At 69.4% G+C, this 13,622-nt stretch carries 10 protein-coding genes and 1 tRNA gene; 3 read left to right on the top strand and 8 right to left on the bottom strand.

Annotation, left to right across the window (positions count from 1 at the left end; translation table 11 throughout):
• Positions 1-392: 392 nt before the first annotated feature.
• The 6 genes from pknB to ACFU95_RS34720 form a co-directional block, all read right to left on the bottom strand.
• Complete coding sequence (pknB, locus tag ACFU95_RS34745; protein ID WP_383836211.1) at positions 393-2,390, bottom strand: Stk1 family PASTA domain-containing Ser/Thr kinase; 1,998 nt, start codon at positions 2,388-2,390, stop codon at positions 393-395.
• A 169-nt stretch (positions 2,391-2,559) separates the two neighbouring features.
• Positions 2,560-4,035 (bottom strand): peptidoglycan D,D-transpeptidase FtsI family protein, encoded by a 1,476-nt coding sequence (locus ACFU95_RS34740; RefSeq protein ID WP_383836208.1) that lies wholly within the window; start codon positions 4,033-4,035, stop codon positions 2,560-2,562.
• On the bottom strand, positions 4,032-5,471 hold the full coding sequence (locus ACFU95_RS34735; RefSeq protein WP_383836205.1) for an FtsW/RodA/SpoVE family cell cycle protein: 1,440 nt from the start codon (positions 5,469-5,471) through the stop codon (positions 4,032-4,034). Before ACFU95_RS34735 ends, ACFU95_RS34740 begins: the two co-directional genes overlap by 4 nt.
• A 27-nt stretch (positions 5,472-5,498) precedes the next feature.
• Complete coding sequence (locus ACFU95_RS34730; protein WP_383836219.1) at positions 5,499-7,085, bottom strand: Stp1/IreP family PP2C-type Ser/Thr phosphatase; 1,587 nt, start codon at positions 7,083-7,085, stop codon at positions 5,499-5,501.
• Positions 7,086-7,183: 98 nt separating this feature from the next.
• Positions 7,184-7,696: an FHA domain-containing protein gene (locus tag ACFU95_RS34725; RefSeq protein WP_383836202.1), complete on the bottom strand. Its 513-nt coding sequence runs from the start codon at positions 7,694-7,696 to the stop codon at positions 7,184-7,186.
• A gap of 10 nt (positions 7,697-7,706) precedes the next feature.
• Positions 7,707-8,591, bottom strand: coding sequence for an FhaA domain-containing protein (locus tag ACFU95_RS34720; protein WP_383836199.1), 885 nt, complete (start codon positions 8,589-8,591; stop codon positions 7,707-7,709).
• A 494-nt stretch (positions 8,592-9,085) separates the two neighbouring features.
• Between ACFU95_RS34720 and ACFU95_RS34715 the strand changes: the two genes are divergently transcribed.
• Positions 9,086-9,169: transfer RNA gene (locus tag ACFU95_RS34715), tRNA-Leu, on the top strand.
• Positions 9,170-9,334: 165 nt separating this feature from the next.
• On the opposite strand, the gene ACFU95_RS34710 is transcribed toward ACFU95_RS34715, so the two are convergent.
• Positions 9,335-9,898 (bottom strand): PadR family transcriptional regulator, encoded by a 564-nt coding sequence (locus ACFU95_RS34710; RefSeq protein WP_383836196.1) that lies wholly within the window; start codon positions 9,896-9,898, stop codon positions 9,335-9,337.
• A gap of 209 nt (positions 9,899-10,107) precedes the next feature.
• Here ACFU95_RS34710 and ACFU95_RS34705 point away from each other — a divergent pair, with 209 nt between their 5' ends.
• Entirely contained in the window at positions 10,108-11,400 is a 1,293-nt protein-coding gene (locus tag ACFU95_RS34705; RefSeq protein WP_383836193.1) for an MATE family efflux transporter, read from the top strand.
• Positions 11,401-11,476: 76 nt separating this feature from the next.
• On the opposite strand, the gene ACFU95_RS34700 is transcribed toward ACFU95_RS34705, so the two are convergent.
• Entirely contained in the window at positions 11,477-11,839 is a 363-nt protein-coding gene (locus ACFU95_RS34700) for a DUF1304 domain-containing protein (RefSeq protein ID WP_383836190.1), read from the bottom strand.
• Positions 11,840-12,054: 215 nt separating this feature from the next.
• Between ACFU95_RS34700 and ACFU95_RS34695 the strand changes: the two genes are divergently transcribed.
• On the top strand, positions 12,055-13,371 hold the full coding sequence (locus ACFU95_RS34695) for a glycosyltransferase 87 family protein (RefSeq protein WP_383836187.1): 1,317 nt from the start codon (positions 12,055-12,057) through the stop codon (positions 13,369-13,371).
• Positions 13,372-13,622: the final 251 nt, after the last annotated feature.

The following is a 13,622-nucleotide window of genomic DNA, read 5'->3' as shown; positions in this document are numbered from 1 at the left end:
AAAGGCGACGGCGTGCACCACGCCATGCTCGGCATCGCCCGACTGCACAACCTCACCCTCGTCAGGTAGCCGAACAGCGCGCACGCCGACCACCCGCGCCCAGGCTGCGCCAAAGATCGTTTACGGGACAGCCCTTAAACGTTTGACGTGTGAGTGAAAAGTGGGAAATATGCCACCTTTTAATTTTAAGGAATATGTGCATCCGAGCTGTTGTGTTTCGTTGCAGAGCTGCTCGCCGCGTGCTAGGCCTGCTGTTTGATGCGACTCTGCTACATCCTGGTCAACTGCACCTGGGAGAGCATGCCCGGCAGCGTCAAGTGGCCGACGACATGGCAGAGGCCCCGGCACCCTTTCAAGTTCAAGGGTGCCGGGGCCCGGCCACGTGCGCGAGGTCAGTCCTCCGTGCGGGCGGACGTTCCCGTCACGCCGCCGAAGATATTGCCGCCGTTGTCGCCGCCGTTGTTGCCGCCCTGGTCGAAGGCGACCAGGTTGACCGCCGTGCCCTTGGCGACGGGCGTGCCGCCCTGGGGGTCCTGGCTGAAGACGACGGCCTGGTCATTCTGTGAACCGGTGATGTTCCCCACCGTCAGACCCGCGTCCTGAAGGGCCTTCTTGGCGTCCTTGAGCGACTGCTGGGTGACGGTCGGCACCTGCACCTGCTCCTGCTCGGCGGCCTTGCCGATCTGGATGTTCACCGTGGAGTTCTTGTTGGCCTGAGTTCCGGGCTCCGGCGACGTCGAGATGACCTTGCCGACCTGGTTCGGGTCCTGGGTCTCGACCTCGACACAGGTGCCGACCAGGTCGTTGGCCGTCATCTGCGCCTTGGCCTCATCGCAGGTCTTGCCGAGGACCGCCGGAACGGTGGACTTCTCCTCCTCCTTGGCGACGGTGAGCGTGATCGTCGAGCCTTTTTCCTGTTCTGTGTCCCCGTCGGGGTCCTGCTTGAAGACGATGCCCGGGGCTCGGTCAGACACCTCGGTCTTCTGATCGACCTCGAAACCCTTGTCCTCTAGCTCGGTCTTTGCCTTCTCGAAGGTCAGGCCCGTTACATCGGGCACCGTCACCTTCGGGGCCCCTGTCGAGATGACCAGGTTGACGGTGGACTGCTTCTTCACCTTCGTGCCGGGGTCCTGGTCCTGACTGCAGACCTTGCCCTTGACCTGATCCTCACAGGCCTTCGGCGTGAAGTTCAGTTTCAATTCGGCGTTCGTGGCCGAGTCCTGGGCCTCTACCTTGGAGTTGCCCACGAAGTCGGGCACGGCCGTGGTGTCGTTGGCCACCCCGTCGCCCGCGAAGATCCACTTGCCGATCAGGACCGCGCCCACCAGGACCAGCGCGGCCGCGACGACCAGCAGGATCGTCGAGGTGTTGGACTTCTTCTGGCGGCGCCGGTCCACGCGGTCGTCGTAGCCGTAGCCGCCGTCGTCCGGGTTCATGGGCGGCAGCATCGACGTGGCGCCCGCGTCCGTGGCACGCAGCGCCGTGGTCGGCTGGTCGTCGGGGTAGCCGCCGTAGCCCACCGAGCCCATCGCGGCCGTGGCGGCGACGGGCTGGCCGTCGAGGCAGGCCTCGATGTCGGCGCGCATCTCGTCGGCCGACTGGTAGCGGTAGTTCGGGTCCTTGGTGAGCGCCTTCAACACGATCGCGTCCATCTCGGGCGTGATCTCGGGGTCGAAGACGGACGGGGCCTGTGCCTCTTCCCGTACGTGCTGGTACGCGACGGCCACCGGGGAGTCGCCCACGAAGGGGGGCCGCACCGTGAGGAGCTCGTAGAGCAGGCAGCCCGTCGAGTACAGGTCCGAGCGGGCGTCGACCTGCTCACCCTTCGCCTGCTCCGGCGAGAGGTACTGGGCGGTGCCGATGACGGCCGCCGTCTGCGTCATCGTCATGCCGGAGTCGCCCATGGCGCGGGCGATGCCGAAGTCCATGACCTTGACCTGGCCGTTGCGCGTCAGCATGACGTTGGCCGGCTTGATGTCGCGGTGGACGATGCCACTGCGGTGGGCGTACTCGAGGCCCTGGAGGATGCCGATCGTCATCTCCATGGAGCGCTCCGGCAGCAGCTTGCGGCCGGAGTGAAGAAGCTCACGCAGCGTGGAGCCGTCTACGTACTCCATGACGATGTACGGGATCGACACATTGTCGATGTAGTCCTCGCCCGTGTCGTAGACCGCGACGATCGCGGGATGGTTGAGCGAGGCGGCCGACTGGGCCTCCCGGCGGAACCGGGCCTGGAAGGACGGGTCGCGCGCGAGGTCCGCTCGCAGCGTCTTCACCGCCACGGTGCGGCCGAGGCGGGTGTCATGCGCGAGGTAGACCTCCGCCATGCCACCACGACCGAGCACCTGGCCCAGTTCGTACCGGCCGCCGAGGCGACGCGGCTCTTCCATAGCTACCTACCAGCCCTCTCCGTCGGTCCCGCCGTCACCCTTGTGGGTGTGGCGGTGGTCCGTCCGGGCATACCGTACCCGGCTCATCCTGTGTGACCTGGCCAAGCCCGTAACCCGATACAGGACCGGTATCGCAACGTGCACCGATGTGAAGGGGACGTGAGCGGGGTCACTTCTCGCTGTCGATGACCGCCTCCATGACGCTCTTGGCGATGGGGGCCGCGAGGCCGCCGCCGGAGATGTCGTCGCGGACCGCGTTCTCGTCCTCGACCACCACGGCCACCGCCACCGGCGAGCTGTCGTCGCTGAGCTTGGCGTATGAGATGAACCACGCGTAGGGGTTCTCGCTGTTGTCCACGCCGTGCTGGGCCGTACCGGTCTTGCCGCCTACCTTGACCCCTTCGATCTGCGCCTTCTTACCGGTGCCGTCCTGGACGACGGTCTCCATCATCGACTGGAGGATCTGCGCGTTCTCCGCCGACATCGGCTCGCTCAGCTCCTCGGGCTCGGTCTTCTCGAGCGGGTCGAGGTTGTGCGTCTGGAGCTCGTCGACCATGTACGGCTTCATCAGCTTGCCGTTGTTGGCGATCGCCGAGGTGACCATGGCCATCTGCAGCGGGGTGGTGGCGGTGTTGAACTGGCCGATGGAGGACAGTGCGACCTCGGAGGGCGCCATGTCCTCGGAGAAGACCGACGCGGTGGTGCGGACCGGCGTGAACTGCTCGCTGGTGAAACCGAACTTCTTGGCCTGCTCCAGCATCTCGTCGTTGCCGAGGTCGTAGCCGATCTTGCCGAAGACGCTGTTGCAGGACCACTGAAGGGAAACGCGCAGCGTGGCGTTCTTGCAGGGGATGTTCCCCTCGTTCTTCAGCGGCGTCACGGTGCCCGGCATGGTCCAGGGCAGCGGGGAGTTCGTCTTCTCGTCCGCCGACTTGTACAGGCCGTTCTCCAGCGCCGCGGCTGCGGTGACGACCTTGAAGGTCGAGCCGGGCGGGTAGACCTCGCGCAGCGCCCGGTTCAGCATCGGGTCGTCGGGGTTGTTCTTCTTCTGGAGCTTGTTCCACGCCTTCTCGTCGGAGGCGCCGCCACCGGCGATTGTGGAGGGGTCGTACGAGGGGAAGGACGCCAGCGCCAGGATCTTGCCGGTGGCCGGCTCGATGGCGGCGACGGCGCCCTTGCCGCCCTGGTTCTTCAGACCCTCGTACGCGGCCTTCTGCGCGGCGGCGTTGAGGGTCGTGACGACGTTGCCGCCCTCCTTCTCCTTACCCGTGATCATGTCGAGGGTGTTGCGGAAGAAGAGCCGGTCGTCGGTGCCGGTGAGGATGCCGTCCTCGATGGACTCCAGCTGGTTGGCGCCGTAGGCCTGCGAGACGAAGCCGGTGACCGGCGCCCACATGGCGCCGTCCTTGTACGTGCGCTTGAACTTGAAGTCGCCCGACGTGGTTTCCGTGTGCCCGGTGATCGGGTTGCCGCCGACGATTATTTCGCCGCGGGGGGTGGCGTAGCGCTCGATGACGACGCGGCGATTGGCCTTGTCCGTGCTGAGCTCGTCCGCCTGGACGTACTGGACCCAGTTGTCGCGGATGAGCAGAGCCAGGACGAGCAGTCCGCAGAAGATCGCGATCCGGCGTAGGGGCTTGTTCACGGACGGACCACCTGGGTCATCTCGGCGTCGGGGTTGGGCGCGGGGGCGGGCGCGGGGCGGCGTGCGGTGTCGCTGATGCGCAGCAGGATGCCGATCAGGGCCCAGTTGGCGATGACGGAGGAACCGCCGTACGCCACGAAGGGCAGTGTCATACCGGTCAGCGGGATGAGGCCCATGACACCGCCGGCCACGACGAAGACCTGGAGGGCGAAGGCGCCGGACAGGCCGACGGACAGCAGCTTGCCGAACGGGTCGCGGGCCGCGAGGGCCGTGCGCACACCGCGCTCGACGATCAGCCCGTAGAGCAGCAGGATCGCCATGACGCCCGCCAGCCCCAGCTCCTCGCCGAAGGTGGCGAGGATGAAGTCGGAGTTGGCGGCGAAGCCGATGAGGTCGGAGTTGCCCTGGCCGAGGCCGGTGCCGAGGGTGCCGCCGGAGCCGAAGGCCCACAGGGCCTGCATGGCCTGTTCGGAGTGGAGGATGCCGTCCTGGACGCCGGCCCGGGAGAGCGCGAACTCGCGAGCCGGGTCGAGCCAGGCCTGCACACGCGTCTGGATGTGCGGCTCGAAGCTCGCCACACCGACGGCGCCGACCGCGGACATCAGCAGACCGAAGACAATCCAGCTGGTCCGCTCGGTGGCGACGTACAGCATGATGACGAACATCCCGAAGAACAGCAGGGACGTTCCGAGGTCGGTCTCGAAGACCAGGATGAGGATCGAGATGACCCAGACGACGAGGATCGGACCGAGGTCGCGGCCGCGCGGCAGGTACAGGCCCATGAAGCGACGGCTGGCCAGGGCCAGGGCGTCTCTCTTGACCATGAGATAGCCGGCGAAGAACACCGCGAGGGCGATCTTCGCGAACTCACCGGGCTGGAGCGTGCCGAGGCCGGGGATCTTGATCCAGATCTTGGCGCCGTAGGTGGGGGCGCTGAGGCCGGGGATCAGCGGCATCACCAGCAGGAGCATGGCTCCGGCCATGGAGATGTAGGTGTAGCGCTGCAGGACGCGGTGGTCCTTGAGGAAGATCAGCACGACCACCAGCAGGGCGACGCCCATCGCCGAGTACAGCAGCTGGCGCGGTGCGGCGTCGGCGTAGTTGCTCAGCCGCTTGGACTGGTCCAGCCGCCAGATGACGACCAGCCCGAGCCCGTTCAGCAGCGTGGCGAGCGGCAGCATCAGCGGGTCCGCGTACGGCGCGAACTTGCGTACGGCGAGGTGGCCGATGCCGGCCAGGAGACCGAGGCCGATGCCGTAGCTCAGCAGGCCGGCCGGTACCTCGTCATTCATCGCCAGGCCCACGTTGGCGTAGGCGAATACCGGAATGACGACCGCGAACACCAGCAGCGCGAGCTCGGTGTTGCGCCTGCTCGGCGCGCCGATGGCGCCGATCGTGGACGTGTGATGCGTCGGCGGGTTCGTAGTACTGCTCATCGTGTGACGGGGCCTCTCACGGCTTGCCTACTGCGTACCGCAGTTCGTGACGACCTTCTGCTCTTCCTCCGAGAGAGTGGGGCCGGGGCTTGGCAGCGTCGCAGTCGGTGTCGGGGAGGTGGAGGAGGACGGGGGCGGGGACTTGGTGGACGCCGAGGGATTCGGCGTCGGTGTCGCCTTGGACGTAAGGGAGGTACGGGTGGTTCCCGTGGTGCCTCCGGCCTCGCCCTCGCCGGTCCGGGAGTTCTTGTCGCTCTCGGCGGCCTGCTGCTCGGACCGCTTCTTGCACGCGGAGGCCTGGAGGGCGAGCTCGTCGATCTTCGTCTGGGCGTCCTTCAGGCCGCCCTCGGTGATGGTCGACTCGACGAGCTTCTGCTGGTACGGCGGCAGGTACTTGAGTTCGATCTCGGGGTGGTCCTTCTCGACCTTCGACAACGAGACCCAGGCCAGGTCCTGGCTGATCCCCCGGTAGAGGGCGACGTGTTCGTTGTTGGCGCCGACGTAGTACTGCGTCTGCGTCCAGCGCCAGCCGCCGTAGAGGCCGCCGCCGATGACGGCGAGCGCGAGGGCCGAGTAGAAGGATCTCTTCAGCCACTTGCGGCCCCTGCCGGGCTTGACGAAGTCGTCGTCGGTGTAGTCGCCGAAGCTGCCCGAGGGGACGTAGCCGGTGGTGTCGCCGGAGCCGGGCGGGCCGAACTCGCCGCCGCCGCCCTGTCCGGGCACCTGGCGGCCGAGCCCGGAGGCGCGGCCCGCGGGGGTCTGCATGATGCCGTTGTCGTGCAGGTGGTGCTGCTGGTTCTCGGCGACCGCGCCGACCACGACCGGGGTGTCGGACAGCTGCCCGGCCAGGGTGTCGCCGGTGTCCAGGTCGAGGACGTCGGCGATGATCACGGTGATGTTGTCGGGGCCGCCGCCGCGCAGCGCGAGCTGGATCAGCTCCTGGACGGTCTCCTGCGGGCCCTGGTAGCTGGCGAGGGTGTCCTCCAGGGTCTGGTGGGACACGACGCCGGAGAGGCCGTCGGAGCAGATCAGGTAGCGGTCGCCGGCGCGGACCTCGCGGATGGACAGGTCGGGCTCGACGTGGTCGCCGCTGCCCAACGCCCGCATCAGCAGGGAGCGCTGGGGGTGGGTGGTGGCTTCCTCTTCGGTGATACGGCCCTCGTCGACGAGGCGCTGCACCCAGGTGTGGTCCTGCGTGATCTGCGTGAGGACGCCGTCACGGAGCAGGTACGCGCGCGAGTCGCCGACATGGACGAGGCCGAGGCGCTGCCCGGTCCACAGGAGGGCGGTGAGCGTGGTGCCCATGCCCTCCAGCTGCGGGTCCTCCTCGACCATGGAGCGCAGCTGGTCGTTGGCGCGCTGTACGGCGGTGCCGAGCGAGGTGAGGATGTCGGAGCCGGGGACGTCGTCGTCGAGCGCGACGATGGTGGAGATGGCCTCGGAGGAGGCGACCTCACCGGCGGCGGCGCCGCCCATGCCGTCGGCGATGGCGAGCAGGCGGGGTCCGGCGTATCCGGAGTCCTCGTTGCCCTCCCGGATCATGCCTTTGTGCGATCCGGCGGCGAAGCGCAGTGACAGACTCATGCGCACCTCGCCCGTCGGCTCCGGGTACATCCGCACGGTGCCCACCCTCCGGTCGGGAGCGCGCCGGGACCCCTGGTGGGGGTCGCCGCTGCGTGCTCGCTCCGCTCGCGCCTAATCATGATGTAGCACTACTTCCGCAGCTCGATGACGGTCTTGCCGATGCGGATCGGCGCGCCCAGCGGAATCGGTGTCGGGGTCGTGAGCCGCGTTCGGTCGAGGTACGTGCCGTTGGTGGAGCCCAGGTCCTCGACGATCCACTGGCCGTCGCGGTCCGGGTAGATCCTGGCATGCCGGCTGGAGGCGTAGTCGTCGTCCAGCACGATCGTGCTGTCGTGCGCCCGGCCCAGGGTGATGGTCTGGCCCTGCAGCGCGACGGTGGTGCCGGTCAGGGTGCCCTCGGACACGACCAGCTTCGAGGGAGCGTTACGGCGCTGCCGGCCGCCGCTCTGCTGGCCGCGCTGCTGCGGAGGCGCCGTCTGCCGGGCAGCCTGCTGCTGCCGTCCGGCCTCTCGCCTGGACCCGCGCTGGGTGACACGCGTACCGAACAGGTCGCTGCGGATGACCTGCACGGCCACGATCACGAACAGCCACAGTACGGCCAGGAAACCCAGCCGCATGACCGTGAGGGTCAGCTCTGACATTGCCCCCGCTTCACCCTTCGGCTTGCCGGTAAATGATGGTGGTGCTGCCCACGACGATCCGCGAGCCGTCGCGGAGCGTAGCGCGGGTGGTGTGCTGCCCGTCCACCACGATGCCGTTGGTGGACCCGAGATCCTGGATCGTCGAGGGCGTTCCGGTCCGGATCTCGCAGTGCCGGCGGGAGACGCCGGGGTCGTCGATCCGCACGTCGGCGTCGGTGCTGCGGCCCAGCACGAGCGTGGCACGGGAGATCTGGTGGCGGGTGCCGTTGATCTCGATCCAGTAGCGGGTGCGGCCACCGGCCGCGGGCGCGGCGGGAGGTCGCTGGCCGCCCGCGGGCTGTGGGTAGCCGTAACCGCCGGGGCGGCCGCCGGGCGGCGGCGCGGCCGGCATGGGCGGGGCGCCCGCGGGCGAGGCGGCCGGCGGATAGCCGTAGCCGCCCTGGCCCTGGGCACCACCGGGCCGCCCGGCCGGGGCGGCGGGGCCGGCGGGAGCCTGCCGGCCGCCGCCCTGCTGATCGGTGGAGCCGGCGAGCGTACGGCTGCGCACGCGGTACAGGCCGGTGTCGAGATCGTCGGCCTTCTCCAGGTTGACCTTGATCGGTCCCATGAAGGTGTAGCGCTGCTGCTTGGCGTAGTCGCGGACCATGCCGGCGAGCTCGTCGCCGAGCTGGCCCGAGTAGGGGCTCAGCCGCTCGTGGTCCGGCGTGCTCAGTTCCACGATGAAGTCGTTGGGGACGACCGTGCGGTCGCGGTTCCAGATGGTGGCGTTGTTGTCGCACTCACGCTGGAGCGCTCCCGCGATCTCCACGGGCTGCACCTCGGACTTGAACACCTTGGCAAAGGTGCCGTTGACCAGACCTTCGAGACGCTGCTCGAACTTCTTCAGGACTCCCATGGGGCACCTCCTCCGTCGTTGCCTTCGTCCTGCATCCCGCCGGGCGGGCACTGCCTTACCTGGTACTGCTTACTGATCGTATCCACGCGCCGGTGAATCGGCTGGTTCCCCCTGTCGGCCCGGTCGACGGGTGTCGACGCCCTCGAAGTTCCCTGTGGAGCTCCCCTTCGAACTCTTCAGGGGCACAGTCTTGCCATGGATCGTAGAGGCGGCCGAAGACCAGTGTCCCGCACCTGACTGTGGACCCCGACCGGCTCCTGGGGAGATGAGCGGTACCGGTACGAGGTTGATACGTGAACAGGTACTCGTTGATACGGAGCGCAGGACGCCGCGGATCGGTCGCCGTCAGGTGGGTCGTGGTGACCGCGCTGGTGGGCCGCTGCACGGCGGCTGCCTGGGGATAAGGGATGTGAACCCACCCTGGACGGCGTGCTAATGTTCTGCGTGTCGGAAGGCGCAGGACCGCAAGGAAAGTGCCTGAGGACACACCCAATGCGCGGGTGGCGGAATAGGCAGACGCGCTGGATTCAGGTTCCAGTGCCCGCAAGGGCGTGGGGGTTCAACTCCCCCCTCGCGCACATAGCGAAACGGGCTCATCGTGATCACGATGAGCCCGTTTCGGCGTTCTCGGACAGGTCGGACCCGGTGTGATGATGCTTACATGCGCCCGGGTCGCTGGTCGTTGATCCTCGGCAGAGTGCAAGAGTGTGGGTTGTCTCACTCCTCGGGCAGGAGGCGGTGGCTCAGGGCGCCGTGGACGGACGTTGATCGCCGGGTGCGTCCGTGCTGAGCAGTTCGTCGAGGGTCTCCTCCAGCCAGGCGCGCTCCGCTCGTTGTGCGGCGCTGGCCATGACCAGCATTCCCCTGCGGTAGCGGTCCTCCTCGTCCTTGATCCGCACCGGGGTGCCGGACCGGGTGAAGAAGCCGGCCGGGCGGGTCAGGAAGTCCAGTCGCCGCTGTAGTACGGCCGCCTGCCGTGCGGGGTCGGTCACTTGGCTCAGGAATGCCAGGAGAGTGAAGAAGGACCCGCCGTCGGTGATCTCGGACTCTTTCGGCTCGCTCAGCCGGCGCAGCAGCTCGGCCCGGCCGGCCGACGTGATCCGCAGGATCTGTCGCGGCGGTGCGCTGTCGCCCGGCTCGGCCTGGCGGTCCAGGTGCCCGGCCTGGCGCAGCCGGTTGATCGCCGGGTAGAGGGCGCCGTCGCTCACCGGCCGGTTGTGGCCGATCAGATCCGAGATGTGCCGCCGCAGCTCGTAGGCGTGCATGGGGCGTTCTGCCAGAAAGCCGAGGATCGAGAGGGTCAGCACGGTCTTCCTTCTGTGTCGCTTCAGGGCCGGGATGCCGGGATGCCGGGTGCCGGATGCCGGGTCGTTCGAGGCGGGCTGAGGGACCCTCCTCGCCGAATTCTCGACTACCTCTATTCGAGTGGCTCTAATCGAGCTAGTCTGCGGCGGACGGCGGACGGCGGACGGCGGACGGAAGCCGATCGCGGCTCGGGGAGGGAAGGTCGTGGCTGTTGTCCAGCACCGTTGACACTGGGCAGACGCCCGCGGAAGCCGAGCCCCTGACGCCGGCCACCACCCGTCGAGCGCTGCTCGGGCTGGGCGTACCGGTCTACGTAGAACTGCTCTCCGGAGTGGTCGCCGGCGTCATCGACACGGTCTGGGTGGCCCGCCTCGGAGAGGCGGCGGTCGGTGCCGTGGCGGTCGCCGGCACGCTGGAGAACGTACTGCTCGGGGTCATCCTCATGGCCAACATCGGGGTCACGGTGCTGATCGCGGACGCCGTCGGTGGTGGTCGACGGGCGGAGCTGCCGGTCGCGATCCGGGCCGCCGGGACCCTCTGGCTGATCATCACGCCCTTGGTGGCCGTGGGCGGATTCCTGCTCCGTGACCCGGTGGCAGCGGTACTCGTGGGCAGCGGTGAGGGGGAGGTGCACCGGCTGGCGGTGAAGTTCTTCGCCGTCGCGTTCCCCGGCATGGCGGTCTTCTTCGCGCAGAACGTCGTCGACGGGGTCTTCAAGGGCACCGGGGACACCAGGACGCCCATGCGGATGGCGATCCTGGCCAACGCCTGCATCCTCGTCCTGGACCCGCTGTTGATCTACGGTGTGGGCGGACTGCCCCGGATGGGAGTCCAGGGCGCCGCGCTCGGGATGCTCCTGGGGCGGGCGGTCGCCCTCACGGTGAGCCTCGTGCTGTTGCGGCGCGAGCGCCTCGGTGACGCCCGCGGGGAGGCGACCACCCTGCGCCGGTCGGCGGCACTGCGGCGCATCCTGGGCGTCGGGCTCCCGGCGTCCGGGGACTTCGTGCTGCGGATGGCCGTCGGCGCCGCGCTGGTCGGCATCGTCGCAAGGTTCGGCGAGGGCCCGCTGGCCGCCTACGGCATCGGGACCAGGCTCACCCTCTTCGTCACCATGGCCCTCTATGCCTTCCGCCAGGCCGCCGGCATCCTCACGGCCCGCACCAGGGGAGCCGGTCAGAACGCGGACCGGGTGATCGGACAGCAGAGCCTGCTGCTCGCCACCGTGACCGGTGCGGTCGCCGGGCTCCTCCTCGCGCTCGGCGGCCGCCCGATCATGGCGTTCTTCACCGACGCACCGAACGTCGTCGACTCGGGTGTGGTCCTCCTGTGGTTCCTGCTGCCCTATCTGGTGCTGCTCGCCGGTGTCGTCGGGCTGGGCGGCGTGTTCCTGGGCGCGGGACAGTCGCGGTCACTGCTCCGGGTGACAGCGCTCGGCGCCTGTGTGCAGCTGCCGCTGGCCTACGGGCTGAGTTCGCTGCCGGCCCTCGAGGTCCGCGGGGTGTGACTGTCGATGATCACCGGTACGGCGGCCCAGTACGTGATGACGCTCCTGCTCTTCCGGTAGCGCCGGGGGACCGGACTCAGCCGGCCGCGACGACCGCGGCGAGGCTCACGGCGGCGGGCAGTGCCTGGGCGAAGAGGATGCGGCGGTTGGCGGTGGCCGCGCCGTACACGCCCGCGACGATGATGCAGGACAGGAAGAAGATCTGGACGCGGTAGCCGGTCGGGTCGTCGGCGATCAGACCCCAGACCAGGCCCGCGGCCAGGAAGCCGTTGTAGAGCCCCTGGTTGGCCGCCAGCGCCGCGGTGGAGCGGGCCATCTCGGCGTCGAATCCGGAGAAGCGGCGGCCCGGCCCGCGCTGCCACAGGAACATCTCCAGGACCAGGATGTAGGCGTGCAGCAGCGCCATGAGGGCGACGAGGACGACAGAGATCGTATGCATGCGGTGATTGTGCCGGTGGGCTGTAGGCGGTGACTCGGTGGCCCGGGTTGTTGCCCCGGCCCGGGTGGCCGCCAGGTCGTCCGGTGGCTTGGTCGCCCGGTCGGACTTTCGGCTGAGCGGCTCCCCGGGAGGGCTGCGAACGGTGACCGTTCGGCCGAGGTGGCCGACAGTGCCGCGGCGCGAGATTGGAGCTCCCCTTCCCCAGGAGCCCACCGATGCCACCCGAGTCACTCTCCCTCGTCGCCGGGGTCCGGCCCGGCGGTCCTGTCCTCGCCCCTGCCCGGCAGGTGCCCGTCCCGGACGGCCGCGAGCCGTCCCGTCCGGCTCTGCGTGCTCCGCGCGTACGCCGCGACGTGTTGTTCTGGTTCGGATGCGCGGTCTTCGCGCTGTCGCTGGCCCTCGTCACGACCCTCACCCCGCACCGGATCTGGGGCGTCTGCGCCGCCGTCGGGTACGCGGTCGCGGCGGAGCTCGCCCGTCGGGCGCCGCGTCCCTGGAGCGGCCGAAGTGCGCTGGCCGCGCTGCTCGGATCCGTCGTGGTCCCGCTGGCGCTGATGATCGCGATGGGTGCCGCGCAGTCGGAGGTGCACGTCGTCGAGCACTCGGGCGGCCTGTTGCTGGACTCCGGAAGCCCGTACGTGCCGCATCCGGCCGACCTCGACGACTACAACCCGTATCTGCCCGGAATGGCACTGTTCGGGATACCCCACGCGCTGTTCGGCGGCACGCCGCTCGCGGACGCCCGGGTGTGGTTCTGCGCGGCGTTCCTGGTGAGCATGCTGGTCGCCGCGCGGCGCGCCGGGCGCGACTCCCTTGGGGCGGGCGGGCAGGCGAGGGCGCTGGACGGGAAGTCGTGCGCACGTGCCGCGCTCCTTCTCGCGGCCTTCCCCGCGGTGGCGCTGCCGCTGGTCGTCGGCGGGGTCGACCTGCCGGTGATCGGGTTGATGTGTCTGGGGCTGGCGTTGGCGGGCCGGGGCGGGTCGGGTACGGCGGCGGGCCTGGCCATGGGGGCCGCGGCCGCGCTGAAGTGGACGGCTTGGCCGCTGCTGCCGGTCGGGCTGGTGCTGCTCGCGATGACGGCGGGACGCCGGGCGGCCCTGCGGGCCGGTGCCGTCGCCGTCCTGGTGGCCGCGCTGGCCGTGGTGCCGGTGGCCCTGGCCGATCCGCACGCCTTCGTCGAACACGTGGTGCTCTTCCCGCTCGGGCAGGGCGGGGTGCGCTCTCCGGCGGCCAGCCCGCTGCCCGGGTACCTGCTGGCCACCTACGTCCCCGGCGGTTCCGTCCTCGCCATGGCCGCCCTCGCGGCCGCCGCCGTGGGCGTGGCGGTGTCGTTGGCGGTACGTCCGCCCCGGACCGTCGTCGCGGCCGCGGACCGGCTGGCGCTCGGGCTGGGGCTGGCGATGTGCCTGATCCCGGCGACACGGTTCGGGTACCTGGTCTATCCGCTCGTCCTGGCCGCCTGGTTCCGGCGTACGGAACTGCTGACGGCTGCTCGTCGGGTCGGCCGGCTGGTGGGGGTCGGCCGTGGATGAGGAGCGGGGAGGGCGGCTCGGGGGGCTCGGGGGAGTGACCGGCGGTCGGGGTGCGCATCTGGTGCGGGTCACCGTGTTCGCGGTGGTCGGGCTGGTCGTGGCGCTGTGGCTGCCGTCGATGGGGCGGCAGCCGGCCGGGGATCCGCCGGGTCCCTCAACGGGCGCGGTGGTGGGGGGGGGTGGGGGACTCGCGGTGGGGAGGGGTGGCATGGGTACAACGAAACCCCCCCCACGCGGGGATGGGTTTGGGT

It is taken from the genome of Streptomyces sp. NPDC057623 (genome assembly GCF_042800355.1).
Classification (GTDB): Bacteria; Actinomycetota; Actinomycetes; order Streptomycetales; family Streptomycetaceae; genus Streptomyces.
The sequence above is the reverse complement of the archived record's forward strand: the minus strand, read 5'-3'. Positions and strand labels throughout refer to the sequence as shown.